Source organism: Bradyrhizobium sp. 195, from assembly GCF_023101665.1.
Taxonomy (GTDB): Bacteria; Pseudomonadota; Alphaproteobacteria; order Rhizobiales; family Xanthobacteraceae; genus Bradyrhizobium.
The window spans coordinates 4,629,919-4,656,815 of sequence record NZ_CP082161.1; the positions used below are offsets into that span (position 1 = coordinate 4,629,919).

General features: G+C 65.0%; 20 protein-coding genes. 8 read left to right on the top strand and 12 right to left on the bottom strand.

The genetic code is table 11. The features are described from left to right. Positions 1-100: 100 nt before the first annotated feature. From IVB26_RS21455 to IVB26_RS21470, 4 genes are all read right to left on the bottom strand, one after another. Entirely contained in the window at positions 101-1,711 is a 1,611-nt protein-coding gene (locus tag IVB26_RS21455) for a sulfite reductase subunit alpha (protein ID WP_247967305.1), read from the bottom strand. Continuing rightward, entirely contained in the window at positions 1,708-3,492 is a 1,785-nt protein-coding gene (locus tag IVB26_RS21460) for a NirA family protein (protein ID WP_247967306.1), read from the bottom strand. The genes IVB26_RS21455 and IVB26_RS21460 overlap by 4 nt, the downstream gene beginning before the upstream one ends. A 337-nt stretch (positions 3,493-3,829) precedes the next feature. Then, a complete protein-coding gene (locus IVB26_RS21465; protein ID WP_247967307.1) occupies positions 3,830-4,993 on the bottom strand; it encodes a CmpA/NrtA family ABC transporter substrate-binding protein in 1,164 nt (387 codons plus the stop codon). Then, positions 4,990-5,580 (bottom strand): ANTAR domain-containing response regulator, encoded by a 591-nt coding sequence (locus IVB26_RS21470; protein ID WP_008564898.1) that lies wholly within the window; start codon positions 5,578-5,580, stop codon positions 4,990-4,992. The genes IVB26_RS21465 and IVB26_RS21470 overlap by 4 nt, the downstream gene beginning before the upstream one ends. A 111-nt stretch (positions 5,581-5,691) precedes the next feature. On the opposite strand from IVB26_RS21470, the gene rimO reads away from it, so the two are divergent. Then, entirely contained in the window at positions 5,692-7,017 is a 1,326-nt protein-coding gene (rimO, locus tag IVB26_RS21475) for a 30S ribosomal protein S12 methylthiotransferase RimO (RefSeq protein ID WP_247006658.1), read from the top strand. Positions 7,018-7,879: 862 nt separating this feature from the next. Here the strand turns inward: rimO and IVB26_RS21480 are convergent. Continuing rightward, complete coding sequence (locus IVB26_RS21480) at positions 7,880-8,821, bottom strand: hypothetical protein (RefSeq protein ID WP_247967308.1); 942 nt, start codon at positions 8,819-8,821, stop codon at positions 7,880-7,882. Between the two features lie 124 nt (positions 8,822-8,945). On the opposite strand from IVB26_RS21480, the gene IVB26_RS21485 reads away from it, so the two are divergent. Then, positions 8,946-10,103: a tetratricopeptide repeat protein gene (locus tag IVB26_RS21485; RefSeq protein ID WP_247967309.1), complete on the top strand. Its 1,158-nt coding sequence runs from the start codon at positions 8,946-8,948 to the stop codon at positions 10,101-10,103. A gap of 292 nt (positions 10,104-10,395) precedes the next feature. Further along, on the top strand, positions 10,396-11,592 hold the full coding sequence (locus IVB26_RS21490) for an acetylornithine transaminase (protein WP_247967310.1): 1,197 nt from the start codon (positions 10,396-10,398) through the stop codon (positions 11,590-11,592). Positions 11,593-11,761: 169 nt separating this feature from the next. Here the strand turns inward: IVB26_RS21490 and IVB26_RS21495 are convergent, their stop codons facing one another. The 3 genes from IVB26_RS21495 to pcsA all read right to left on the bottom strand — a co-directional run bounded on the left by IVB26_RS21495 (position 11,762) and on the right by pcsA (position 14,310). After that, entirely contained in the window at positions 11,762-12,736 is a 975-nt protein-coding gene (locus IVB26_RS21495) for a quinone oxidoreductase family protein (RefSeq protein WP_247967311.1), read from the bottom strand. A gap of 75 nt (positions 12,737-12,811) precedes the next feature. Beyond that, entirely contained in the window at positions 12,812-13,546 is a 735-nt protein-coding gene (locus tag IVB26_RS21500; RefSeq protein ID WP_247967312.1) for a TerC family protein, read from the bottom strand. Further along, entirely contained in the window at positions 13,543-14,310 is a 768-nt protein-coding gene (gene pcsA, locus IVB26_RS21505; RefSeq protein ID WP_247967313.1) for a phosphatidylcholine synthase, read from the bottom strand. Before pcsA ends, IVB26_RS21500 begins: the two co-directional genes overlap by 4 nt. Before the next feature lie 86 nt (positions 14,311-14,396). On the opposite strand from pcsA, the gene IVB26_RS21510 reads away from it, so the two are divergent. After that, positions 14,397-15,581 carry a UbiH/UbiF family hydroxylase gene (locus IVB26_RS21510; RefSeq protein ID WP_247967314.1) on the top strand — a complete coding sequence of 395 codons (1,185 nt, stop codon included), beginning with the start codon at positions 14,397-14,399 and terminating at the stop codon, positions 15,579-15,581. 47 nt (positions 15,582-15,628) lie between these two features. Here IVB26_RS21510 and IVB26_RS21515 read toward each other — a convergent pair whose 3' ends face one another. Beyond that, positions 15,629-16,582: an AEC family transporter gene (locus IVB26_RS21515; protein WP_247967315.1), complete on the bottom strand. Its 954-nt coding sequence runs from the start codon at positions 16,580-16,582 to the stop codon at positions 15,629-15,631. 106 nt (positions 16,583-16,688) lie between these two features. Here IVB26_RS21515 and hspQ point away from each other — a divergent pair, with 106 nt between their 5' ends. Next, on the top strand, positions 16,689-17,021 hold the full coding sequence (hspQ, locus tag IVB26_RS21520; protein ID WP_018317973.1) for a heat shock protein HspQ: 333 nt from the start codon (positions 16,689-16,691) through the stop codon (positions 17,019-17,021). 141 nt (positions 17,022-17,162) lie between these two features. Here the strand turns inward: hspQ and IVB26_RS21525 are convergent, their stop codons facing one another. Further along, entirely contained in the window at positions 17,163-17,981 is an 819-nt protein-coding gene (locus IVB26_RS21525) for an invasion associated locus B family protein (protein ID WP_247967316.1), read from the bottom strand. Positions 17,982-18,242: 261 nt separating this feature from the next. On the opposite strand from IVB26_RS21525, the gene IVB26_RS21530 reads away from it, so the two are divergent. From IVB26_RS21530 to IVB26_RS21540, 3 genes are all read left to right on the top strand, one after another. After that, positions 18,243-20,099 carry an extracellular solute-binding protein gene (locus IVB26_RS21530; protein WP_247967317.1) on the top strand — a complete coding sequence of 619 codons (1,857 nt, stop codon included), beginning with the start codon at positions 18,243-18,245 and terminating at the stop codon, positions 20,097-20,099. Positions 20,100-20,103: 4 nt separating this feature from the next. Beyond that, entirely contained in the window at positions 20,104-21,606 is a 1,503-nt protein-coding gene (locus tag IVB26_RS21535; protein ID WP_247967318.1) for a class I adenylate-forming enzyme family protein, read from the top strand. A gap of 85 nt (positions 21,607-21,691) precedes the next feature. Next, the gene (locus tag IVB26_RS21540) at positions 21,692-22,915 is read left to right on the top strand and encodes a GGDEF domain-containing protein (protein ID WP_247967319.1); all 1,224 of its coding nucleotides are present in this window, start codon (positions 21,692-21,694) and stop codon (positions 22,913-22,915) included. 120 nt (positions 22,916-23,035) lie between these two features. Here IVB26_RS21540 and mfd read toward each other — a convergent pair whose 3' ends face one another. Continuing rightward, a complete protein-coding gene (mfd, locus tag IVB26_RS21545; RefSeq protein WP_247967320.1) occupies positions 23,036-26,554 on the bottom strand; it encodes a transcription-repair coupling factor in 3,519 nt (1,172 codons plus the stop codon). Next, positions 26,551-26,841, bottom strand: a complete 291-nt coding sequence (locus IVB26_RS21550; protein ID WP_247967321.1) for an FAD assembly factor SdhE — start codon at positions 26,839-26,841, stop codon at positions 26,551-26,553. Before IVB26_RS21550 ends, mfd begins: the two co-directional genes overlap by 4 nt. Positions 26,842-26,897 lie beyond the last annotated feature (56 nt).

Here is a 26,897-nt window from a genome sequence, read left to right on the forward strand (position 1 = left end):
CGTAGGGTGGGTTAGCGCAGCGTAACCCACCATGCTCGCGTACTCTCGAACGAAGTTGGTGGGTTACGCCTTCGGCTAACCCACCTTACGCAGCCATGCCTCAGTACACGTCGGCCTGGAAGCGGCCCGTCTTCTTGAGCTCGGCGACAAAACTGACGGCCTCGTCGGTCGAACGTGCGCCGAACTGGGCGACGATGTCGACCAGCGCGCGCTCGACGTCCTTGGCCATGCGCTTGGCATCGCCGCAGATGTAGAGATGCGCGCCTTCGGCGAGCCAGGTCCAGACCTCGCGGCCAACCTCCCGCATGCGATCCTGCACATAGAACTTCTTCTCGCCGTCGCGCGACCAGGCCAGCGACATGCGCGTCAGCAGACCCGAGGTCTTCATCGCATTGAGCTCCTCCTGGTAGAAGAAGTCGCAATCGCTGCGCTGATGGCCGAAGAACAGCCAATTCTTGCCGGGCGCGCCGGTGGCCTTGCGATCAAGCAGGAAGGCCCGGAACGGCGCGATGCCGGTGCCGGGGCCGATCATGATGACGGGCGTCTTCGGATCCTGCGGCAGGCCGAAGCCGTGCGCTTTCTGCACGTAGACATTGAGATTCTCGCCCTCGTTGATGCGTTCGCCGAGGAAGGTCGAGGCGACGCCGAGACGCTTGCGCTTGCCGATGACGTAGCGCACGGAATCCACCGTCAACGACAGCTTTCCGGGCGTGGCATTGTGCGAGGAGGAGATCGAATAGAGCCGCGGCTGGAGCGGCTCCAGCGCTTCGACGAAGGCCTCCGGATGCGGCCGCGTGCCGGAAAACTTCTGCAGCGCCGCCATCACGTCGAGAGTTGCGGCATCACCATCGGGATCCTCCCCCTGCGCCAGCGCCCGCGCCTTCTCGCGCGCCGCACCGCCGGTGATGAAGGAGATCAGCTCGAACAACGTGTCGGGTGCCGGCGACAGCGAGACGTCGTCGATCAGCACCTCGCGCAGCGTCTTGCCGTTGACCTTGGTGGTGTGGGAAGCGCCCAGCAGCGCGATGATCTGGTCGACGAGGCCGACATCGTTGCGCGCGAACACACCAAAGCTGTCGCCGACGACGTAGTCGAGCTTGCTCTCGGAAAGATCGAACTCGACGTGATAAGTTTCCTTCTCCGACTTTCCCTTGTTGAGCAGGCGGCGCGACAGGAAGGTCGCGGCAACAGGGTTGTCGCGCGAGCGGCCGGGCTCTGCGATCGTCACCGTCACGGCCGGCGCCGGAGCGTCCGGCTTGTCCGCTGCTTTGGCCGCCGGGGCCTTGTCGAGCTCCTCGTACAGCGACTTCAGCATCCGCGCGGTTTCCTTGCCGCCGGGAACGCAGAGATTGAGCCGCGCTTCGCTACGGCCTGCGATCGCTTCCGAATAGTCATGGCAATTGTAGCCGCACTGACCGCAATCCTGCTGCGCCATCGCCGCCATCATCTTGCGGCGCACGGGGCGCCCCTCGGCGAGCTTCATCCGGTCGGCAATCGGCATGGTCTGGTCGTGCCAGGGCGCTTCGCCGTCGTCGCCGTCACCGGTTGCGCCTTGCATGACGGCGGCGCCCTGCTCCGCCGACAGCGGCGCGGCGACGTCAGGCGACAGCAGGCCGGCGAAGAAGCCGTTCAGCCAGGAGCGCTGCGCATCGGAGAACGGTGCGCTGGCGGGAATGATGTCGAGCCTGGGCGGAGGGGTGATCTGGTTCATGCGGACACCTGTGCATCGGCAAGCTTGCGCAGCGTTTCGCCGTCATGGCGGCGCGCAAAGGAGAGGAAGGTTTCGTCGGCAGACGCGCGATGGGCGATATAGGCCTTGAGCAGTGCCTCGACCGTCTTCGGCGCGTCCTCGGCCTTGAGGTCGTGATAGACCTCCTGCCCGACATCGGCGTCGGGACCGAAACCGCCGCCGGTGAAGAGGTGATATCCCTCGACCGTGTCGTCCTCGTTGACAGGCACGCGCGCACCGATCAGGCCGATGTCGCTGATGTAGTGCTGCGCGCAGGAATGATGGCAGCCGGTGACGTGGATGTTGACCGGCTTGTCCATGGCAACGCGCGGCTCGCACCAGTCACCGATCTCGGCGGCATGGCGCTTGGTATTCGCGGCGGCGAAGCGGCAGCCGGCATTGCCGGTGCAGGCGATCAGGCCGGCGCGGATGTGCGAGGCTTCGACCGCGAGCCCGATCTGCTTGATGGCCGCGACCGCGAGATCGACGTTCTCGTCGCGCACGCCCGAAATCAGCAGGTTCTGCCAGACCGTCAACCGGATCTCGCCGTCGCCGAGATCGCGCGAAACCTTGGCAAGACCCCGCATCTGCTCGCAGCTGAGCTTGCCAAGCGTCAGCGACACGCCGATCCAGTTGAGGCCGTCCTGCTTCTGCTTGTGCACGCCGACATGCGCCATGCGGTCTGCTGCGGGGCGCGGGAGAAACGCCTCTTCCGGCACGCGCGTGAACGGCGTCTTCAGCCGTTCCTCGACCAGCTTGAGGAAGCCGTCATGGCCCATGGCGTCGAGCACATATTTGAGCCGGGCCTTGTTGCGGTTGGTGCGGTCACCATGGTCGATGAACACGCGCACGATCGCGTCGGCAACAGCGGTCGCCTGCTCCGGCTTGACGATGATGCCGGAATATTTGGCAAAATCCTTGTGACCGGTGATGCCGCCGAGGCCGAGCCGGAACCAGATTCCGGGCTCGACGCCGAAACCGTCCTTCACCTCATAGGCCGTGAAGGCGATGTCGTTGGTCTCTTCAAGCACGGCGATTTTGCCGGCGCCGTCGAAGGCGACGTTGAACTTGCGCGGCAGGCCGTAGAGCGAGCGATCGTTGAGGATGTGGTAGTGCCATTCGCGTGCATAGGGCCGCGTGTCGATGATTTCCTGCGGATCGATGCCCGCCGTCGGCGTGCCCGTCACGTTGCGGATGTTGTCGGCGCCGGAGCCGCGCGAGCACAGGCCGAGGTCCTGGATGCCCTCGATCAGCTTCACCGCGTTCTTCGGCGGGATCTCGCGGAGCTGGAGATTGGCGCGCGTCGTGACGTGGCTATAGGGGCCGCACAGCTCGTCGGCGAGGTCGGCAAGGCCCGACATCTGCCAGTGCTTCATGATGCCGTTCGGAATCCGCAGGCGGCTCATATAGGAGTCCTGCGTCGGCGCGACGTAGAAGATGCCGTAATAGCGCCAGCGGAAATTGTCCGCCGGGCTCGGCGGCGTGTTGTCGAGCGCCTGCTGGCGCAGCCGCGGATAGGCATCGAACGGATGCTCGTCGCGCTTGAACTTTTCCTGGTCGGCTAGCTTCTTGCCGGACGCGATGACCTTGTCCTGCGCCTTGATGTGCACGGCATCGGGACCCGTCGGCTCGGTGCTCGCCTTGCCGGCGGCGGCGCCGCCGAGACCGCGCCCGACCTTGCTGATCTGCAAACCGGTCGTGAAGCCTTCGAGATAGCGTTTCTGCTCGTCGGTAAAGTCGACTGCGAGCGTATCGATTTTCATGGTCGGTAACGAAGCTCCTGCGGCCACCCGGGTGGCATCGACGGACATTGGCGCGACCCGCGAGGAACTGGGCTGGCCCTGAGAGCCGGCTTCGCTACCCGACGGTCCGATCAGCTTCGTTGCTGCGGGACTCGGCTCAGCAGGCACCTGTGACAAGCTGGCCGCACTGCAACATTCAAGTTGCGTGCCAGCTTGGGCAAAATGGAAAGATCTATCTTTTCAGCTGATTAGGCGCTCGCCCTGAAAATCCCGGGCGGCGCACTTTCACGAAATTCGAGCACCATGATTAATATTTAGGCGATGGACCTGCGTGCTCAAAAACAATGCAAATCCCGAATCAGCCCTTCCAGCGCCCAACATCGAAGGCCTCGAGATGCCCCGGGATGTTGTCGGGATCAAAAACCGGGCCGGCGAATGCCCCGAACGCCGCGGGCGCCTGTTCGGGCGACCGGCGGCCGAGGGCCGCATCGTAAAGGTCCGGCCTGAACACGGCCATCGCCGTCTTGACACCCTCGGGGCTAAGCGCGGTCTGCCCCCAACGCACCATCTGCGCATAGAGCCAGGCGGCCTGAACCGGATCGGGGCACCCCGCCTCTTCCCGCCCCACCAGGAGGTAGCGGCCGCTTTCGCGGAAGGTTCCGTCCGGGGAAATCTTCAGGCGTCCCGTCAGGGTGCGCTGGATGACTTCGGCGTCGACGCCGATCCGCTCGGGCTGCGCCAGGATATGCGCCGCCTCGGCGAGGTTCGCAGGGTTCTCGATGAACTCGGCCCCCTTCACCGCCGCGCGCACCAGGCCGGCGACCACGTCCGGATGCGTGTCGGCCCAGACCTGGCGAACCGCCAGCACCTTCTCCGCGGCATGCGCCAGGATGTCGGAGACGAAATGCAGAATGTGACCGATGCCAAGATCCACCGCGACCGAATTCCAGGGCGCGCCGACGCAGAATGCATCAACATGGCCATTGGCGAGACTGTCGACCATGTAAGGCGGCGGCAACACAACGAGACGCACGTCCTCGTCGGGATCGACGCCGGCCGCGGCCATCCAGAACCGCAGCTGGTAATTATGGGTCGAGAACGGGAAGGTCATGCCGAAGGTGAGCGGATCCACGCCGGCCTTGCGGCGCTTGGCGACCACCCGTGCCAGCGCTTTCGCCGTGGCGAGCGGATCGAAGCGATCGCCATCGATCTCCTCCATCAGGGCAGTATGGAGCGCCGGCGAGACCGTAATCGCATTGCCGTTGATACCGAGATTGAAGGGCGCGGCGATGGGCACCTTGACGTGGCCGAGCCCGAGCGAGGACGCGATCGCCACGGGCGCCAAGAGATGCGCCGCGTCGAACAGGCCGATATTGAGCTTGTCGCGAACGTTGGACCAGGAGACTTCGCGCACCAGCTCGACGTCGAGCCCCTCGGCAGCGGTGAATCCCTTGTCGACGGCAACGATCAGGGCTGCGGCATCGACCAGCGGAATGAACCCGATGCGGAGGGGAGCAGTCATTTCAGCATCTCCGACGCGGTGATGATCGATTGCGCGATCTCGCCGATTTTCTTCTTCTCGCGCATCGCCGTGGAGCGCAGCAGCACATAGGCCTCGTCCTCGGTGAGGCCCTTCACCTTCATCAGGATGCCCTTGGCGCGTTCGATGATCTTGCGGTCCTCGAGCTGCGACTTGGTGCGCTCCAGCTCTTCCTGGAGCTTGGCGAAGGCGTTGAAGCGCGACACGCAGAGGTCGAGGATCGGCTTGATGCGCTCCTTCTTCAACCCGTCGACGATGTAGGCGGATACCCCCGCCTCGACCGAGGCCTGGATCGAGGCTGAATCGCTCTGGTCGACGAACATCGCGATCGGCCGTTTCACGGCGCGGCTGACCTGGAACATCGCCTCCAGCACGTCGCGGCTGGGGTTCTCCAGATCGATCAGGATGATGTCGGGGTCCACCGCATAAATACGGGCGAGCAGGCTCTGCATCTCGCGGATATGGACCACTTGCGTGAATCCGGCCTCCCGCAATCCCTCCTCCAGGATCGCAGCCCGGATCGGGCTTTCGTCGACGATTACGATTTTGGGCGACTGTTCGGCGCTCATAGCTCACTCACGGCAGGTGATTCATCCATAGCACGCCGGAACGACCTGCAAAGGGTTGTAATTGTGGGCAATTGGGACTAGCTCAGGCCGGTCAATCAGGCAGATTTGGATATGGATCAGACGGCTGCGCCCAAGGTCAGCTTCGTGTCGCTCGGGTGTCCCAAGGCATTGGTGGATTCCGAGCGTATCATCACGCGCCTGCGCGCCGAGGGCTATGAGCTTGCCCGCAAGCATGACGGGGCAGATATCGTCATCGTCAACACCTGCGGCTTCCTCGACAGCGCCAAGCAGGAATCGCTCTCGGCGATCGGCGAGGCCATGGCCGAGAACGGCAAGGTGATCGTTACAGGCTGCATGGGCGCGGAACCCGAGCAGATCGAGCAGGCCTATCCGGGTGTGCTCTCCATCACCGGCCCGCAGCAATATGAGAGCGTGCTCGATGCCGTGCACCGCGCGCTGCCGCCCGCCCACAATCCGCATCTCGACCTGGTGCCGCCGCAGGGCATCAAGCTGACGCCGCGCCACTACGCGTATTTGAAGATCTCCGAAGGCTGCAACAACCGCTGCACGTTCTGCATCATCCCGAAGCTGCGCGGCGATCTGGTCTCGCGCCCCGCCAATGACGTGCTGCGCGAGGCCGAGCGCCTGGTCGGTGCCGGCGTCAAGGAGCTCCTGGTGATCTCGCAGGACACCTCGGCCTATGGCGTCGATCTCAAATATGCCGAGAGCCCGTGGAAGGATCGCCAGGTCCGCGCCAGATTCCTCGATCTCGCGCGTGAGCTCGGCGAACTCGGCGCGTGGGTGCGGCTGCAATATGTCTACCCCTACCCGCATGTCGACGAGGTCATCGCGCTGATGAATGAGGGCAAGGTGTTGCCCTATCTCGACATCCCGTTCCAGCATGCGAGCCCCGAGGTGCTGAAGGCGATGAAGCGCCCGGCGGCGCAGGACAAGACACTGGCGCGGATCAAGCGCTGGCGCGAGGAATGTCCGGATCTCGCACTTCGCTCGACCTTCATCGTCGGCTTCCCCGGCGAGACCGACGCCGACTTCGCCTATCTGCTCGACTGGCTGGACGAAGCCGAGATCGACCGCCTCGGCTGCTTCAAATACGAGCCGGTTGCCGGCGCCACGTCGAATGCAATCGAGAACCCGGTGCCGGAAGAGGTCAAGCAGGAGCGCTACAACGCGCTGATGGCCCGCCAGCAGAAGATCTCCGCGCGCCGGCTCAAGCGCAAAGTCGGCACCCGCCAGCAGATCATCATCGACGAGGTCGGCCCAACGGTGGCCAAGGGCCGCTCCAAGGCCGACGCGCCGGAGATCGACGGCGCGGTCTATCTCACCAGCCGCCGCCCCTTACGCGTCGGCGAGATCGTCACCGCGAAGATCGAGCGCGCCGACCAATACGATCTGCACGGCAGCGTCGCAGGCTTCTAGTCCCGCGAGGCCATGCACCTAATCATCTCGAGTGTCGTCGCATCGAAGCTTGCTCGAAGCCCGGCCAACCGAGACCTTACCAATCGGCCTTGCGGCAGAGCTAACGCTTCATCGCGACGCACGGCCCGTATTGGCGGCGCTGTCCCTGACCGACGACGCCGTTTGCACTGACGTTGCTTCCCCCTGTGATCTTCTTGGCCTTGCCAGGGCCACACTCCACGTAGACGACTTGCCCAGCGCCAAGCTGCCCCGGAGGCGGTTCAGTTTTCATGACCACTTGCGCCAAGGCGGACTGCGAAGCGAAGACGACCGCAGCCAGTACACTCAATCGTAGAATTTTCATCAGCAATCCCCCCAAAAAAACGACCGGAGGATAGCGGCTTCTCAAGAATCCACAAGCGGAGGTTGCCGTCCCCAATGCGACTTGCAGCGCGCCAATTCGGAAAGCGAAGTAGCAATTGCGCTCCGACCGATTGTCAAACAGTGCAGTCACACCTAGAGTTCTTTGCATATTTCAAGCAGGAGAATTCATGCGTGCGATCGCTCTGGCCCTCGTTCTCGGGCTCGCCACGACCGGTCAGGCCCTGGCCCAGAAGGCATCGCAGCCAAAAGCGAAAGGCAAGACGTGCACCTACGATCAGTGCGTCGCTGTAAACAAAGCGCGTGGTTGGGAGAGCGCCGCGGTTAGTCGCTGGTGCAGCGCCAACCCGGGTAAATGTGACAACTAAGAACTATCGATCTTTGTCGTCAGCACCTCTTGCGGATCACCGTCGTATGGCAACGGTGCGGGCAGCTCGGTCGAGCCCGCCAAAGCTAAGCCGCACATTCAACGCAAGCAAAGAACGGCAATTAGAGCCGCTCGTCAAACCAGCCATTTCGGCACCCAGCGCTCAGGGCGCGGAGCACGGGCGAGATCGGCCTGTGCTTCGGACAATGTCGCGGGCTCGCCGTCGATCGTCGGGCGTACATCGTATTCGAAATTGGGCATGACGCGGCCGTCCGCATAGAGCCCAAAATTCATCGCGTACCACAGCCCAAGCTCGGGCTGCGCACGACGCATCTCCTCGCGCAGATCGCGCAGCAGGGATTCGATTGATGCAGCTTCCTCGAACGGCTGGGGCCCGCGCGAGAGCACGCGCGCCTCGTACTGCTTGCCGACAATCGCGATCTCGAAGCGCGTCTTGTCCCAGGGCTTCTTGCCCTTGGGCAGATGCGCGGCCAGCCGCCAGCCGAGCTCGGCCATCAGCCGGTGATTGGCCCAATAGTCTTCGCGATCCCGGCTCCACTTTTCCACGAAGCCGCGAAAGTCGGGCAGCTCGGACGAATTGTCGTCCGGCGTCATCGGCTCGCCATGCGGTCGTCCGGCGAGCCACTGCGCGAGCTCGACCGTCTGGCACTCGACCTCGTCATGCGGCTTGAGATCGCTCCAGGCATTGTCGAATTGTTGCGACGTCAGTTTGGCGAGCAGACCATCGAGGCTCGGCGCCAGCAATTCGTAGTCGCCCTCCGACCCCAGTCCCACGATCGGCGGATTGTCGCGGTCGAGACCTGCGCCGTACCAGCCGCCGACGGCCGAACCATCCGGCAGCCGCATGAACAGCGAAAACCTGTCCCGCAGGGAACTGCCGTCGATGATCGGTGCGTGATCGGAGAACTGCCCCTGCAAGGAGAAGCAGCCGACGCTGCCCCACGGGCGCCCGTTGAGCCATGCGGCAAAGTCGACCAGCAGCGGAGGCGCTTCGATGCCCGGCGGAAACGCGCCGCGAATGCTGTCGAGGTCGATCGGATAAGGCGTATCGGACAAGGCTGAAAACTGTCTGGTTGGTCCCGTCCCTCTTGGTCTGAGCCGTCATGCATTCGGTTCGAACCAAGTCGAGTGCTTCGATCACAAACACGCTAGAGACGCAATGGTTTCGGCGCGGTACACAATGAAATTCGACGAAACATCAGGAATTTGGTTCAAGCTGTCGGCAATCGGCCTCACCATGGTCCTGCTCGCGCTGTCCGCGCCCGCTGCGGCGCGATCCCCGTCGGCCGCACAGCTGCGTCAATGGTGCTACGAGGAGGGCGACGGGGTCAGCGAGGAGGAGCGCTTCGAGGGTTGTTCGGCCATGCTCAAGGCCAGTCCCAACGATGTGTATGCGCTCGCCAATCGCGGCGAGATGCTTCGGCGAAAGGGGAACGCCGCACGCGCGCTGGCGGACTTCAACCGTGCGATCAGGCTCAATCCTGGACATCCCGACCTGTGGTACAACAGGGGCATTGCCCATGACGATCTCGGTGATAAGGATCGTGCCATTGCCGACTACACACGCGCCATCCGCCTGAATGCTCGCGACCCGCACTACTACAACAATCGCGCCAACTCCCTCATTGACAAGAACGACTACGAGCGTGCGATCGCGGACTACGACCAGGCCATCAAGCTCGATCCGGAATTCGCGCTCGCCTATTACAACCGGGGCACGGCCTATCGCGAGCACAGCGAGGCCGACCGCGCCCTCGCCGATTTCGACATGTCGATCAAGCTCGATCCCATTTATGGCCCGGCTTATGGCAACCGCGCGCGGATCTTCCGCGATCGCGGCGACCGCGCCCGCGCGCTGGCCGATTTCGCCAAATCGCTCCAGCTCGACCCGAACAACGACCGCGATTTCTATGCCCGCGCGAACATGTATTTCAACGAACACGACTATGCGCGGGCGCTGGAGGACTACGACCGCGCCATCAAGGCGAACGCGAGCCATTCCGACGTGTTCAACTCGCGCTGCATGACCCACGCGATCCTCGGCCAATTGCAGGAGGCGCTGGCCGATTGCGAGCAGTCGCTGAAAATGGCTCCCAACGATCCCTACACGCTGGACAGCCGCGCCCTCACCCAGCTCAAGCTCGGCCATCTCGACGCGGCGATCGCCGACTATGACGCAGCGCTGAGCGCAAAACCCGGCTACGACAGCTCGCTCTACGGCCGTGGACTTGCGAAGCGGAAGAAGGGCGACAACGAAGGCGGCGAGCGCGACATTGCGGCCGCCAAAGCGATCAATGCCGGCATCGCCAATGAGTTCGCGCACTACGGCATTCAGTGAAGAAGCCGCCCATCGGCGGCGACTGACACACGCCCGACGCGCATTTTGCAAAACACCCGCTTGACAAGTCCTGCCATTCGGCTGTACGGACGCGCCCCATGATCAACTCTCGGACCCACCAGCGCACCGAAATGCTCCGTCGTCGCTCCCGCGACGATGAGAGGGTGCGCCATGTCCGACGACGCCGCTGAACCACTGAATTCAGCTGAAGTCTTCGAGAAGGCCGCACCCGCAAGGTGCGGCCTTTCTGCTTTTTGCGCCCGTTTTCCACCCGCCTCCAGAGGAGTTCGACATGACCATCGCCACCCATCCGTATGACGCGCTGATGGACATCACCGCACGGCCCAAGGCCGTGTTCGTCCGCGGCGCCGGCTCCTACCTCTGGGACGACGGTCGCAAGCGCTATCTCGATTTCGTGCAGGGCTGGGCTGTGAACTGTCTCGGCCACTCGCCGCCGGCAATTGCCGACGCGCTGACCGCGCAGGCCAAGCGGCTGCTGACGCCGAGCCCGGCCTTCTACAACGAGCCGAGCCTCAAGCTCGCGAAGTCGCTCGTCGCTGGCAGCGCTTTCGACCAGGTGTTCTTCGCCAATTCCGGCGCGGAAGCCAACGAGGGCGCGATCAAGCTCGCCCGGAAATATGGCAGCCTGCACAAGGGCGGCGCGTTCGAGATCATCAGCTTCGAAGGCGGCTTCCACGGAAGAACGCTGGCGACGATGTCGGCCTCGGGCAAAAAGGCTTTCGAGCCGCTGTTCGAGCCCAAGGTCGCCGGCTTCAAGAAGGCGAAGCTCAACGACATCGCCTCGGTCGAAAGACTGATCAACGACAACACCGTCGCGGTGATGCTCGAGCCGATCCAGGGCGAGTCCGGCGTATGGCCCGCGAGCGATCAGTTCCTGCAGGATCTGCGCGCACTGACCGAAGCGCATGGCCTCTTGCTGATCTTCGACGAGATCCAGACCGGCATGGGCCGGACCGGCAAGCTCTTCCACTACGAGCACACCGGGATTTCGCCCGACATCATGACGCTCGGCAAGGGTATCGGCGGCGGCGTGCCGCTCGCCGCCCTGCTCGCCACAGAACGCGCCTCCTGCTTCGAGCACGGCGACCAGGGCGGCACGTTCAACGGCAACCCGATCATGTGCGCGGCAGGGCTTGCGGTGCTCGAGGAGGTCAGCAAATTGGACTTCCTGAAACAGGTCACCGAGACCGGCCTGCTGCTCGAAAGCGAGCTGCAGAAGGTCTCGGCCCGGCATGGCCTCGGCGGCGTACGGGGGCGCGGCCTGCTTCTCGCGCTCGACCTCAAGCTGCCGATCGCGCCCGGCATCGTCGCGCAAGCGTTCGAAGCCGGCGTGCTGCTGAACGCCCCGCAGGTCGACACCTTGCGCTTCATGCCTGCCCTGAACGTCGCGAAGGCAGAGATCGCCGAGATGATCGACTGTCTCGACGGAATCTTGACCAAGGCCGGCGCCGCACGACGGGTGGCGTAAGACCAGTCTCGTGCCCCGGACGCAGCGCAGCGCCCTCTTCGGCGGTGCGCTGCTGAGCCGGGGCCCATCTCTCGACTACGTCCCCTGTCGCCTTCTGGGTCCCGGCTCGGCGCCGCAACGCTTACGCGTTGCAGCTTGTCCGGGACACGAGAGTGAAGACGACGGTGCTCTACGGCTTCAAGATCGACGCGCCCGTCGTCTTGCGGCTCTCGAGATCGATATGCGCTTTCGCGGCGTCCTTGAGCGCGTAGGCGTGGTTGATCGGCACGTGCAGCTTGCCGTTGATGACGGCGGCGAACAGCGTGTCGGCGCCTTCCAGAAGCTCCTTGCGCGTGCCGACGTAGTCGTTGAGCTTCGGCCGCGTTGCGAACAGCGAGCCGTGATTGTTGAGCTCGGCGATCGCAAACGGCGGCACCGGGCCCGAGGCATTGCCGAACGAGACGAACATGCCGCGTGGCTTCAGGCAGGACAGCGAGCCCGGAAAGGTCGCCTTGCCGACGCCGTCATAGACGACGTCGCAGCCCTCGTTGCGGCTGATCTGCTTGACGCGCGCGACGAAGTCCTCCTCGTTGTAGAGAATGACGTGGTCGCAGCCATTGGCCTCGGCAAGCTCGGCCTTCTCGCGCGAGCCGACGGTGCCGATGACATGAGCGCCGAGCGCCCTCGCCCATTGGCAGGCGAGCAGGCCGATGCCGCCGGCGGCGGCATGGACCAGCACGCGATGATGCGGCTCGACCTTGAAAGTCTTGTGCAGGAGATACCAGACGGTCAGCCCCTTCAGCATCAGCACGGCGCCCTGCTCGTGGGTGATGTGGTCGGGCAGCTTGACCAGCTTCTCCCAGGGGATGTTGCGCTCGCCGGTGTAGGCGCCGAGATTGTGGTAGTAGGCGACGCGGTCGCCGGGATGGAAGTGCGTCACCCCCGGCCCGACCGTGACCACCTCGCCCGAGGCCTCGTTGCCGGCGATGAAGGGCAGTCCGGGCGCCTTGTAGAGGCCGGTGCGGTAATACACGTCGATGAAATTCAGGCCGACCGCGTGCTGGCGGATGCGCACCTCGCCGGGCCCGGGCGCCGGCACGTCGACGCTCTCATAGACCAGGGCTTCGGGGCCTCCGACCTTGTGCACACGGACGGCTTTGGTCATCACCTGACCTCCTCTTCTTGCAGGCCAGCGAAAGGCATCGCGCCCGCCTTGTCAACTCGACGCCAGCTGCAACGGCTAAGCGGACGGCCTGCCGGTTTTCCTGCGATTGCGTTTGGCCAGCACGTTGAAGAATTCGACCGCCGCCGAGAACGCGATCGCGAAATAGATGTAGCCGCGCGGAATGTGGAATTGGAATCCGTCCGCGACCAGCGCGACGCCGATCAGCACCAGGAAGGCCAGCGCCAGCATTTTGGTGGTCGGATGCTCCGCGACGAAGCGCGACACCGGTCCCGACGAAATGTACATGATCAGGCAGGCGATCACGACCGCCGCGATCATGATCTCGATGTCCTGCGCCATGCCGATCGCCGTGATGATCGAGTCCAGCGAAAACACGATGTCGATGACGATGATCTGGACGATCACCCAGAAGAAGGCGCTGCCCCCGGACTTCTGATCCCCCTCGCCGTCATCGGCTTCGACCTCGGCGTGGATCTCGTGAGTCGCCTTGGCGATCAGGAACAGGCCGCCGCCGATCAGGATGAGGTCGCGCCAGGAGAACTCGTAGGCCGAGAACGAAAACACCGGCGCGGTCAGGCCGATCAGCCAGACCAGCAGGCTGAGCAGGATGATGCGGAAGATCAGCGCCAGCGCGAGCCCGATCTGGCGGGCGCGATGCGCCTGCTTCTCGGGGATGCGCGAAACGATCACCGACAGGAAAATGACGTTGTCGATGCCGAGCACGATCTCGAGCGCCGTCAATGTCAGCAGCGCCGCCCAGGCTTCGGGGCTGGTCAGCAGGTGCATCATGCGAAGGATCTTGCCAGGCGGATCAAGGCGTCGCTGAAACTGATCCAGAGCGCGATGGCGCACAGCACGATGGTGACGCCGGCGCCGACGCGGAAATCCATCTCCAGCGTGTAGAGGCCGAGCACTGCCCAGATCGCGATCAGCGACATCGTCAGCCACCGCAGCCGGACGACGCGGACCGGATGCAGCACGTGGAACGGCACGAAGGTCAGCACGACGAGCGCGCTCACCAGCATGGTCGACCACAGCGGCGGCCAGTGCAGCAGGAACAGATAGAACGCCGCCGCATTCCACAGCGCCGGAAAGCCGCGAAAATGATTGTCGTCCGCCTTCATGCGCAGATCGGCGAAATATAATGCGCTGGTGACGATGATGGCGATGCCGAGCAAGGGAGCTGCGACCGGCAGCAGCAACCCGCTGGCCACGATCGCATAGGCCGGCACGAAGACATAGGTGACGAAATCGACCACGAGATCGAGCACGTCGCCCGACCAGTTCGGCTGCACGTTCTTGACGTTGAGCCGGCGCGCGATCGGACCGTCGATCGCGTCGATGATCAGGGCGATGCCCAGCCACTGAAACATCGCCGCCCAGTGCTCGCGCACGGCCTCCAGCATCGCCAGCAGCGCGATCGCCGCGCCGAACGCGGTGAAGATGTGCACCGAGAAGGCCGCGGCGCGGATCGCGGGCGTGGGCTTCAGGGAATCTTCTTGGCTGTCCATGGCTTCTGCTATCAGAATGAGGCCGGTTTGCACATCCGCCATGGCGCCGCTCGGTCGCACAATTCGTCGAAAAATCAGGCTAAATCAGTGGACTTGAATTTGCCGCCGGGCGTGTCATGTGTCGTTCCATGACAGACGCATCGACACTCCATGACGCTGCCGTGATCGGCGGTGGGCCGGCCGGACTTGCGGCAGCCATCGCACTGGCACAGGCGGGTGCGCGGACCGCGCTGGTGGCGCGGCGCGTGCCTTATGCCGACAATCGCACCACCGCGCTGTTAGGAGCCTCCGTCGATCTGCTGGAGACGCTCGACGTCTGGTCGCGCTGCAAAGACAAGGCGGCTGCGCTCGAGGTCATGCGCCTCGTGGATGACACCGGCCGGCTGTTCCGGGCGCCGGAGGTCCGGTTCTCCTGTCACGAAATCGCGCTCGACGCCTTCGGCTACAACATCGATAACCGCTCGCTGATGCTTGCGTTGGAACAGCGTGCGGCCGAGCTGCCCAATCTCGACCGTTTCGACGACGAGGCCGAAAGCGTCGTCATCGAGGCCGACGACGTCGCGATCCGCACAGTCTCCGCACAGTTTCTCTCGGCCAGGCTCGTGGTCGGCGCCGACGGTCGGCGTTCGCTGTGCCGCGAGGTCGCCGGCATTGCGGTGACGCGGCGCGAGCTGAACCAGACCGCGCTGACCTTCAACGTCGGCCATACGCGGCCGCATCGCAATGTCTCGACCGAGTTCCACACGCCGCACGGCCCCTGCGTGTTCGTACCCCTGCCCGGCGACCGCTCCAGCATCGTCTGGGTTTCGGCACCCGCGGAAGCCGAGCGCCTGCGCGGCCTAAGCGATGAGGAGCTCTCCGCCGCGATCGAGAAGCAGTCCCACTCGATCCTCGGACGGATGACGGTCGAGCCCGGCCGCAACCTGTTTCCGCTGGCGATCGAACGTCCAAAATCCTTCGGTAGCGATCGCATCGCGCTGGTCGGCGAAGCCGCCCACGTGGTTCCTCCGATCGGTGCCCAGGGCCTCAACCTCGGTCTGCGCGATGCCGCCGACATCGCGCGGCTCGCAGGCGAAGCCATCGCCGCGGGCCAGGATCCCGGCGCAGACGAGGTGCTCAAGCGTTACGACCGGGCGCGGCGTCCGGACATTCTGAGCCGGACCTTTGCGATCGACATGGCCAACCGCTCCCTGCTCAACGATTTCCTGCCGCTGCAGCCGGTCCGCGCTGTCGGCCTGCACCTGCTCGGCGCCATCGGCCCGCTCCGGCGTTTTGCGATGCGCGAGGGCCTGACGCCGACCTGGCGAAGATAGCCGAATAGTAGATCAAAGCGGGCTTTGCTTGGCCATGCGGCCAAGCCTCACGGAAACGCCAGCCGGCCGGTCTGGATTGCCCACATCACGCTGGTCAGCGTGACCACGGACGCAAACGTGCCGAGCAGCACCGCGACGGAGGCGGACTCGATCCAGGCATCGTTCTGGCGGGCGATCACGAACACGTTTAGCGCCGGTGGCAGCGAGGCCATCAGCACCGCGGTCGCGGCCCAGGGCTGTGCGAACGGCCCGAACGCGAGCATCAGACCGAATGCTGCGAGCGGATGGAATAGCAGCTTGATTGCGATCACGCCCGGCACCTCCCAGGGGACGCGGTCGAACGGCCGCAGCGCCACCGTCACGCCGAGCACGAACAGTGCGGTTGGCGCGGCCGCGTTCTGGAGGAAGGTGATGGTGCGATCGAGCGCGACCGGCATCTCGATATGCAGCGATGCGAAGGCCGCGCCGAAACACGCCGACATGATCAGCGGGTTGAGCACGATCTGTTTCAGCACGACGCCGAAGGCGTGCACGATCGAGGGATGGTCGCGGTCGGAGAGCTCGATCAGCAATGGCACGATGGTGAACAGGAAGATGCTGTCGCAGCAGAAGATCAGCGCGGTCGGCGCCGCAGCCTTGGTCCCGAGCACGGCGAGCGCCAGCCCGGGCCCCATGTAGCCGATGTTGCCGTAACCGCCGGAGAGACCGGCGAGCGTCGCCTCACGCAATGTCAGCCGGCCAAAAACCTTGCCCACGATCAGCGCCAAAGTGAACGCGGCAACGGTGGACAGCGTGGTCGCCACCAGGAACGGCGGGTTGTTCAATTCCGAGAACGGCGTCTTGGACATGATCGCAAACAGCAGTGCCGGCAGCGAGACGTAGAGCAGGAAGAAGTTCATCCACGCGAGGCCCGATTCCGGCAGGGATTTGACCTTGCCGCAGGCAAATCCGACGAAGATCAAGCCGAAATAAGGTAGAGCCAGATTGAGGATATCGACCATTGATGAAGTGTTTTCTGAAGATTTTGGGGCTATCCACCCCTTAACCGAAGGTTTATTCCGGATCAGGGCACTAGCATCGGCCACAATCCTGGTCTATCGACGGGGAATGATTAAAGCGCGGACCGCCAAATTTCAGATCGGACAGGTCGTGCGCCACCGGATCTTCTCGTTCCGGGGCGTGATCTTCGACATCGATCCGGAATTCAACAACACTGAGGAGTGGTGGCTGTCGATCCCCGAGGAGGTGCGGCCCCACAAGGACCAGCCGTTCTATCACCTGCTCGCAGAGAACGCGGAGTCCGAATACGTCGCCTACGTGTCCGAGCAGAACCTGTTGCCGGACGAGTCCGGCGAGCCGATCCGGCATTCCCAGGTGGCCGAGATCTTCATCAAGAACAAGGACGGCGGCTACCGCCCGCGCAATCCCTCGCTGAACTGAGCCCCAGGGACTCGGCTTCACCTCTCGGGAGAGGTGAACGGCGCCCGCAAACGGCGTCCGTCGAAAACTGCGTGCCATCGAGCGGCCAGCAAAAAAGGCGCTCTTGCGAGCGCCTTTTTCATGTCCGGGATTCGAGCCCGATTACTTCTGGCCGGTCGGCGCCGCACCGGGGGCACCACCGCTCTGCTCGAGCTTCTTGCGCTGCTCGTCCGCCTTCTTCTGAAGCTCTTCCTGCAGCTTCTTCTGGGTCTCCTCGAACACCTTCGGATCGGTCGGCGGACCGTCATAGGCCTTCTGGAATTCACCGGCGAGCGGCAGCGGCAGGGTCAGCGGCGCGCCGTTGGCATTGATCGCCTGGACGACGAGATTCTGGCCCTTCTTCATGTTGTTGATGAGCTCGGGCGTCGCCTCGTAATCGGACATGCAGCCGTTCTGGAAGCAGATCACATAGGGCTGCTGCAGCGGTGCGTTGCTGTCGACGATGATGCGGGTGCCGTGCACGAGCTGCATGCCGAGCGGCAGCGTCACGCGCAGGATCTTCTTGGGCTCGCCTTCCGGCTCGATGATGACGGCGGCGATGACCGGCTGGCCCGACTCGATGCGGCCGTCCTTGCCGGTGAAGCAGACCTGCTTGGCGTTGGCGTCCTGGCCCTTGAGGCAGAACTTGGTCCAGGGGGCGTAGATCAGCTGGATCTGCTGGTCAGCCGGCTGGGCCGCGCCCTGCTGCGCCGGAGCGCCCTGGGCGGGAGCCTGCTGCGCCTGCGGAGACGCTGCGGGTGCCGGCGCCTTCGGAGCAGCCTTGGGAGCGGCTTTCGGAGCCGGAGCCGCCTTGGGCGCGCCCGGGGCCGGCGCCGGGGTCTGGGCCTCGGCGGCAAACGGAACGGCCAACGCCGTCGCCGTCAACAGGGCGAGAAGTCGCCCACGCGGCCGGACGGACGCGGCCAAGTAACGGAAATTCATTGCGGAAAACCCTTTCTGAACGGGAAGTGCCCGAACCGCTCCGAAGCGCCGAACCTAGCCGCCTTGGGCGCGGCTCTCTTCCCGTCAATTGAGGCAGATAAGTGACGGGCTCGGCGCTCTTGCGCGATTGCCCGCCTTCTTAACGTGGCCGACGAAAAGATCAATGCCGACAAGCGCCTTTGGCCACATCCGCAGCTGCACCCCGGTGAAATTCCCTGTGATAGGATTCAGGCCTACCGGTCCTCGAATCAACGTGTGCTGATGTTCATGTTCCAACGCCTTTTCGAGGGCCCCGGTGTCCGTCTTTGCGTCTTGGCCTCAGCCCTTGTCTTGGTCCTCGGCGGGGGACTCTCGACAGGCGCCGCACGGGCCGAGGAGGCGCACGCCATCGCCATGCACGGCAAGCCGGCGATGCCGGCCGATTTCACCCACATGCCCTACGTCAATCCCGATGCCCCCAAAGGCGGCCGGTTGACCTGGGGTGTTCTCGGAACCTTTGACAGTCTCAATCCCTTCATCGTGAGGGGACTGGCCGTGCAGCAGATGCGGAGCTACGTGGTCGAGAGCTTGCTCGCGCGCGGCAATGACGAGCCGTTCACGCTCTATGGCCTGCTCGCCAGGAGCGTCGAAACCGACGACGAGCGAAGCTTCGTCACGTTCCGCCTCGATCCCCGCGCCCATTTCGCCGACGGCAAGCAGGTCACGGCCGAGGACGTGCTGTTCTCCTGGCAGTTGCTGCGCGACCACGGCCGGCCGAACCACCGGCAGTACTACGCCAAAGTCGCCAAGGCCGAGGCGACCGATCCCCTCACCGTCCGCTTCGACCTCGCAGGCGCCAATGACCGCGAGTTGCCGCTGATCCTCGGCCTGATGCCGATCCTGCCCAAGCACGCAGTCGAGGTCGCGACCTTCGAGGAGACGACTCTGACCAGCCCGATCGGCTCCGGTCCCTATCGCGTCACGGCGGTGAAGCCCGGGGCCAACGTGACGCTCACCCGCAATCCCGACTATTGGGGCCGCGACCTGCCCATCAACCGCGGGCTCTACAATTTCGACGAGATCAGGCTCGACTATTTTCGCGAGGCCAACGGCCAGTTCGAAGCCTTCAAGCGCGGCCTCTATGATTTCCGCGTCGAGCACGAGCCGCTGCGCTGGCACGACGGCTACGATTTTCCGGCCGCGAAAAGCGGCGAGGTGATCCGCGACACCATCAAGCCGGGCGTGCCGCAGCCATCCGAGTTCCTGGTGTTCAACACGCGGCGGCCGATCTTCGCCGACATCCGCGTGCGCCAGGCGCTGACGCTGCTGTTCGATTTCGAGCTGGTCAACCGCAACTATTTCTTCGGCCTCTATTCGCGCGTTGCCGGCTATTTCGCCGGCTCCGACCTGTCGGCCTATGGCCGCCCCGCGGATGCGCGCGAGCGCGATCTGCTCAAGCCGTTCGCGGCTCGAATTCCAGCCGACATCATGGACGGCAGCTACCGCCTTCCCATGACCGAAGGCTCGGGGCGTGACCGCACCACGCTACGCGCGGCGCTGAAACTGTTGTCGGAGGCCGGCTACGAACTCCACGGCACCGTGCTGCGCAACCGTGCGACCAAAGTGCCCTTCACCTTCGAGATCTTGGTCACGACCCGCGACCAGGAGCGCATCGCGCTCGCGTTCCAGCGCGACCTCAAGCGCGCCGGCATCGAGCCGAGCGTGCGGTCGGTCGATCCCGTGCAGTTCGACCAGCGCCGGCTCGCTTTCGAGTTCGACATGATCCAGAACCGCTGGGATCAGTCGCTATCACCCGGCAACGAGCAATCTTTCTACTGGGGCAGCGCCGCCGCGGACAATCCGGGGACTCGCAACTACATGGGCGCGAGGGATCCTGCGGTCGATGCCATGATCGCCGCCCTGCTCGAGGCCCGTGAACATACGGATTTCGTCGCGACGGTACGAGCCCTCGATCGCGCTTTGATCGCGGGCTTCTACACAATCCCCCTGTTTAACGTATCCGAGCAATGGATCGCGCGCTGGAATCGGATAGAACGGCCCAAGGCCACCTCGCTCTCAGGCTATTTGCCGGAGACCTGGTGGTCGAAGGGGCAGCCTCCCGCTCATCAAGCAAAGTGACTCCGTGAACCAGCCAGCCATATCGCCGACGCTCGACACGTTGTTCCAGCGCACGCTGATGCGGCAACCGCACGCGCCCGCGCTGCTCGACCCCCTCAACAAGGCCCGCGTGACCGGGCACCAGCCACGACGGATGACCTATGCCGAGGCGGACACGGCGATCGAGGCGCTGTCGGCCTATTTCGTCGAATCGGGGCTGCCGGCCAATTCCGTCATTGCGATCCAATTGCCTGCCACGGTCGAGTTCGTGCTCACCGTGCTCGCAGCCCATCGTGCCGGCCTCGTCGTAGCGGTGCTGCCGCTGCTGTGGCGGCATGCGGAACTGACCGCTGCGCTCAATCGCACCGCGGCGCGCGCCATCGTCACCATGAGCACAATCGACGGCGTCAGCTATGCCGACCTCGCGATGCATGCGGCCGCCGAAGCCTTCTCGATCCGTCACGTCTGCGGCTTCGGCACCGATCTGCCCGAAGGCATGGCTTCGCTCGACGAGGTGCTGGCCCGCCCGCCCGGCGCCACGCGCACCGTGATCCAGGACGGCCGCAAGGCGGCGATGATCTCCTTCGACGTCACGGCGGAGGGCTTTCGCCCGGTGCCGCGGCCGCATTTCAGCCTGATCGCCGGCGGGCTTGCGATGTCGCTGGAAGCCGACATCAGGCAGGGCGCGACATTGATGGCGGCGTTCGCGCCGATGTCGTTCGCCGGCCTCGCCTCCTCGCTCGCGGTATGGTTGCTCTCCGGCGGCGCGCTGGCGCTGCATCATCCCTTCGAGAACGAGGTGCTGGAGCAGCAGATCAACGAGCATGAATGCGAGGTGCTGATCGCGCCGGCGCAGCTTGCCTTGCGCCTTGGCGATTCCGACCTCGCGGCCCGGATGCCGTCCTTACGCAACGTCGTCGGCCTGTGGCGCGCGCCCGAGCAGGTGGCGGCGAGCGATGCCTGGATCGCGCCGCATGCGCCATTGACCGACGTCTATCTGTTCGGCGAGGCCGGCCTGTTCGGCGCCCGCCGCGGCGAGGACGGCATGCCGGTCGCGGTGATGCCCGGGCCACACGGCGCCCCGCGCGAGCAGGCCGGCTCGTCCATTGCCGGCGAAATCCTGCTGACGCCGAAGGGCACGCTCGGCCTGCGCGGCGCGATGGTGCCGATCGCGGCCTATGCCCCGCCGCAGCCGGTCGGCGACACTCTGATCGCACAGCCGCCGCGCGACTATGTCGACACCGGTTATGCCGCCCGGCTCGACCGCCCGAGCGGCGCGATCTGCATCACCGCGCCGCCCTCCGGCATCATGGCCGTCGGCGGCTACCGCTTCCTCTCCAACGACCTCCAGGAATGGGCCCGCCGGCTCGGCCAGGGCGCGCTGCTCACCGCGCTGCCCGACCGGCTTTCCGGCCACAGGCTGGCCGGACGCGCCCAGGACAATGCCCGCGCCCGCGAGGCGCTCAGCGAACTCGGCCTTAACCCCCTGATGGTCGAAGCTTTTCGCGACCGCTCCGGGCCGGTCTAGGCGCAGTTTCGCCTGGTACGTTGACGCTGCATTAATGCGGCCAAACTAGATTGCTCGGCAACTGTCGCGTGATCAGAGTTTCCGAATGTCCCAGGCGGGCCCGATCCTGTTTGTGTCCAATGCCGAGCGGCCGCCCTTCGTCGGGGCGCTGGACGAGGCCCGGCTGTTTCCCGTGGTCGATATTGACTGGGCCAGCGCGGCGCGCGCGGTCGAAGAGGTGCAGCCAGCCGCGATTCTCGCTGCAATGCATAGCGGACACGAGCCGCATTTGGCCGCGCTCTCGAGAAAGATCGCCGACCAATCGCCCTACCTTCCCTTCGTGGCCGTGGATGCGGCGGGCACGCTGCCTCACAACGCCCTGCCCTTCACCTCGCGCGGCGGCAATCCCGACCGCCTGATCGCACGGCTTCGCGCCGCCCTGCGCGTGCGCACGCTGCATGCCACGGTGCTCCGCCGGCTGCCGGAAGTGAAGGTCGCACTGCCGCAAGGCGATCCCGCACGCGATGCCACAGTGCTCCTGGTCGGCAGGGGCGCGGCCTATCCCGCGCTCTCCGTCGCGCTCGGCGAACGCGTCGGCGTGGTCGGCGCACTCTCGATCGAGGCCGCCGCGAAACATCTCAACACCCGTGACCTCGATGGCGTCGTGCTCGCCGAGGGTTTTACAGCGCGCGTCACCGACGCCTTTCTCACGGTGCTCGCCGAGGACACCCGCTTCCGCAGCCTGCCCGTGGTCGTCACCCAGCACCAGCTGACCCAGACTTACGACCTGCCCAATCTCGAGCTGATCCCGGGCGAGCCGGCCAGGGTCGCGGCCAATGCGCTGCCCCTGATCCGCCAGCACGCGATGGAAGCACAATTGAGCCGCACGCTGCGCTCAATCGATGCCGGCGGCTGGCTCGATCCGCGCAGCGGCCTGCTGACGGTGGAAGCTTTCGCCCGCGACTTTGCCAAGGCGGTCGAGCAGACGCTGGCCCGCGGCGGTGGCCTGTCGGTCGCACGCTTCGCTTTCGAGCCCGGCAATTCCCGCGCCCAGCTCGATGCCGCACGGATCCTCAGCCGCCTGATGCGGCAGATGGATTTCGGCACGGCGCAGAAGGACGGCTCGGTCATCGTCGTGTTTGCGGAAACCGACTTCCGCACCGCCCACATGATCGCCCGCCGCCTCTCCGCGGTGATGCGGCACACCTCCAACGGCAAGCACGAGATGCGCAGCGAGCCCGTCGTCAGCGTGGACTCGCTCTCGTCCTCGGATACGGCAAGGTCGCTGCTGGCGCGGCTGTCGGCGGATGCGTCACGGGCGGCGTCGTAGTCTCAGGCTCGCTGCCGTAGGGTGGGCAAAGGCGCACTTGCGCCGTGCCCACGAGCTTCCAGGACGATAGATCGCGTGGGCACGCTTCGCTTTGCCCACCCTACGGCATCTCGCCTCTCCTCACGCCGCCTTCTTACTTTCCGCGAGCTGCGCCAGCTGGCGCATGATCTCCGTTGTGCCGGCGAGACGCTCTTCCGGCGTTTCCCAGTCCTGCAGGAACACCACCTTCATGTCGGGCCGCACCTTGGCGGCCTGGCCGTGGCTGCGGATGAAGGTCACCAGGCGATCGGGATGGGCGAACGAATTGTCGCGGAAGGCGATAACGGCGCCCTTCGGGCCGGCATCGATCTTCCCGACATTGGCCCTTCGGCAGAACGCCTTGATCGCGGCGACCTTGAACAGGTAGCGCACCTCGTCCGGCAGCACGCCGAAGCGATCGCGCATCTCGGCACCAAAGTTCTCGATCTCCTCCTCGGTGTCGAGGTCGGCAAGGCGCCGGTACAGCGACAGCCGCACCGAGAGGTCGCCGACATAGTCCTCCGGAATGAGCACGGGCATGCCGATCGTGATCGACGGCGACCAGCGGTCGGCGGCGGGCTCGGACACGCCGGCCTTGAGGTTGACGATCGCCTCCTCCAGCATCGACTGATAGAGCTCGAAGCCGACCTCCTTGATGTGGCCGGACTGCTCCTCGCCGAGCAAATTGCCGGCGCCGCGAATGTCGAGGTCGTGCGAGGCGAGCTGGAAACCCGCGCCCAGCGTCTCCAGCGATTGCAGCACGGTGAGCCGGCGCTCGGCCTGCGCCGTGATCTTCTGCTGCGCCGGCAGCGTGAACAACGCGTAGGCGCGCAGCTTGGCACGGCCGACGCGGCCGCGGAGCTGATAGAGCTGGGCCAGGCCGAACATGTCGGCGCGATGCACGATCAGCGTATTGGCGTTGGGAATGTCGAGGCCGGATTCCACGATCGTGGTCGACAGCAGGATGTCGAACTTGCCGTCGTAGAACGCGGTCATGATGTCCTCGATCACGGCGGGCGGCATCTGGCCGTGCGCGACCGCGACCTTCATCTCCGGCACGTTCTTGTCGAGGAAGTCCTTGACCTCGGCGAGGTCGTCGATGCGCGGCACCACGTAGAACGCCTGCCCGCCGCGATAGCGCTCGCGCAGCAATGCCTCGCGGATCATCAGCGGATCATGCGGGGCGACGAACGTGCGCACGGCCAGGCGATCGACCGGGGGCGAGGCGATGATCGAGAGTTCGCGGACGCCGGTGAGCGCGAGTTGCAACGTGCGCGGGATCGGCGTCGCCGACAGCGTCAGCACGTGCACCTCGGAGCGAAGCGCTTTCAGCCGCTCCTTGTGGGTCACGCCAAAGTGCTGCTCCTCGTCGACGATAACGAGACCGAGGTCGCGGAACTTGATCGCCTTGCCGAGCAGCGCATGGGTGCCGACGACGATGTCGACCGAGCCGTCGGCAATGCCCTTCTTGACCAGATTGAGCTCCTTGGTCGCGATCAGGCGGGACGCCTGCGCCACGTTCACCGGAAAGCCCTTGAAGCGCTCCGTGAAGGTCCTTGCGTGCTGGCGCGCCAGCAGCGTGGTCGGCACCACGACTGCGACCTGCTTGCCCTCGAGCGCCACGGCAAACGCGGCGCGCAAGGCCACCTCGGTCTTGCCAAAACCGACGTCGCCGCAGATCAGCCGGTCCATCGGACGGCCAAGTTCGAGGTCCTTCAGCGTGGATTCGATGGCCCCTAGCTGGTCCTCGGTTTCATCATAGGGGAAGCGCGCACAGAACTCGTCGTAGAGGCCGGGCTGCACCAGAAGCTTGGGCGCCTCGTGCAGATGGCGAGCGGCAGCAATCTTGATCAATTCGCCCGCGATCTCGCGGATCCGATTCTTGAGTTTCGCCTTGCGGGTCTGCCAGCCGCCGCCGCCGAGACGGTCGAGCTCGACCGTGGTCTGGTCGGAGCCGTAGCGCGACAGCAACTCGATGTTCTCGACCGGCAGGAACAGTTTTGTTTCGGCGGCATAGTGCAGTTCGAGACAGTCATGCGGCGCGCCGGCAACATCCAGCGTTTGCAGGCCGACGAAGCGGCCGATGCCGTGGTCGACGTGGACCACGATGTCGCCGGCGGCAAGGCTCGTCACCTCCGAGATGAAATTGTCGAGCTTGCGGCTGGCCTTGCGCGGCCGCACCAGGCGGTCGCCGAGAATGTCCTGCTCGCTGATGAGTGCGATTTCGTCGGTCTCGAAACCACTCTCGAGGCCGAGCACGGCGAGCATGGTCTCGTTGCGCGGGGTGGCCTGCACCGTGCGCCAGGAGTTGACGCTGATGGTGTGGGTCAGCTTGTGGTCGCGCAGCATCGAAGTCATGCGGTCGCGCGAGCCTTCGCTCCAGAGCGCGATCACGACCTTCTTGCGCTGGGCGTGCAGCGCCATCACATGGCTGACCACGGATTCGAACACGTTGACCGTGGTGTCGTTGCGCTCCGGCGCGAAGTCGCGGCCCTTGCGCGCACCGGCGTCGACGACACTCGTGCCATCGGTCGGCACGGAGAACTGCGTCAACCGCACCAGCGGCATGTCGCTCTCGCGCTTGGTCCACTCCTCGTCGGTGAGATAAAGCCGATCCGGCGGCAGCGGCTTGTAGATCGCGCCGCCGCCCGGATGCTCCATGGCATCGCGGCGAGCCTCGTAATAGTCCAGGATCTGCTTGAAGCGTTCGCGCACGGCGTCCTCGGCCTGCGGCTCGATCGCGATCGGAGCGCCTTGCAGGTAGTCGAACAGCGTGTCCATCCGGTCCTGGAACAGCGGCAGCCAGTGCTCCATGCCGGGATGGCGGCGGCCCTCGCTGACGGCCTCGTACAGCGCATCGTCGCGCTCGGGCGCGCCGAACTCGGCGACATAGCCCATGCGGAAACGGCGGATGGTGTCGGTGACGAGCTGGAACTCCGAAATCGGCACCAGGTCGAGCGCGCGCATGTCGAGCAGCGTGCGCTGGGTCTCGGCATCGAACGTACGGATCGATTCCAGGCTGTCGCCGAAGAAGTCGAACCTCACGGGCTGATCCAGGCCGGCCGGGAACAGGTCCAGGATGCCGCCGCGCACGGCATATTCGCCGGGCTCGCGCACGGTCGAGGAGCGGTTGTAGCCGTTGTGCTCGAGCCAGGCGACGATGGTGTCCATCGGCACGACGTTGCCGGGCGCGACCGACAGCGCCTGCGCCGCGACCAACTCGCGCGCGGGCACGCGCTGCACGACGGCGTTCACCGTCGTCAGCACGATCAGCGGCTTGTCGCTGCCCGTCAGGGACGCAAGCCGTGCCAGCGTGGTGAGGCGTTGCGCCAGGATGCCGCCATGTGGCGAGACGCGGTCATAGGGCTGGCAGTCCCAGGCCGGGAAAGTCAGCACCGGCAGATCGGGCGCGAAGAACTGCAGCGCGCGTTCGAGCTGCTGCATCCGCGGACCGTCGCGGCAGACCACCGCAAGGCTGACCGCCGGCTTCTTCGGCCGCGCCGCAATGGCCCGGGCGAGATCGGAGACGACGAGGCCTTCGGCGCCTTCCGCGACATTGGCAAGCGTCAGCGCACGGCCGGGCGCAAGGAGCTCGGCCGGAGACTTCATTCCCTGTTTCATACGCCGCCGTCCGCGATCGGATAGGCCTTGATGCGGGCAAACAGCGCGCCGGTGACATCAGCCGGCAGCACCTTGTCGCCGGTGATGGCGGCATAGAGATCGGGATCGTTGACCTCGAGCAGGGTCTCCAGCTCGGTCAGCTCCGCGTCGGACAGGTTGCCGATCTCGGCATCCGCGAAGCGGCCGAGGATCAGGTCCATCTCGCGCGTGCCTCGGTGCCAGCAGCGGAACAGAAGCCGCTTGCGGCGATCGTCCAGCCCGTTGCTCGATCGTGTCGTTCCCGTCATGTCTCAAATCCAGTCAAACGCAGAAAGCCCGGACGTGCCGGGCCGGGGTGATATAG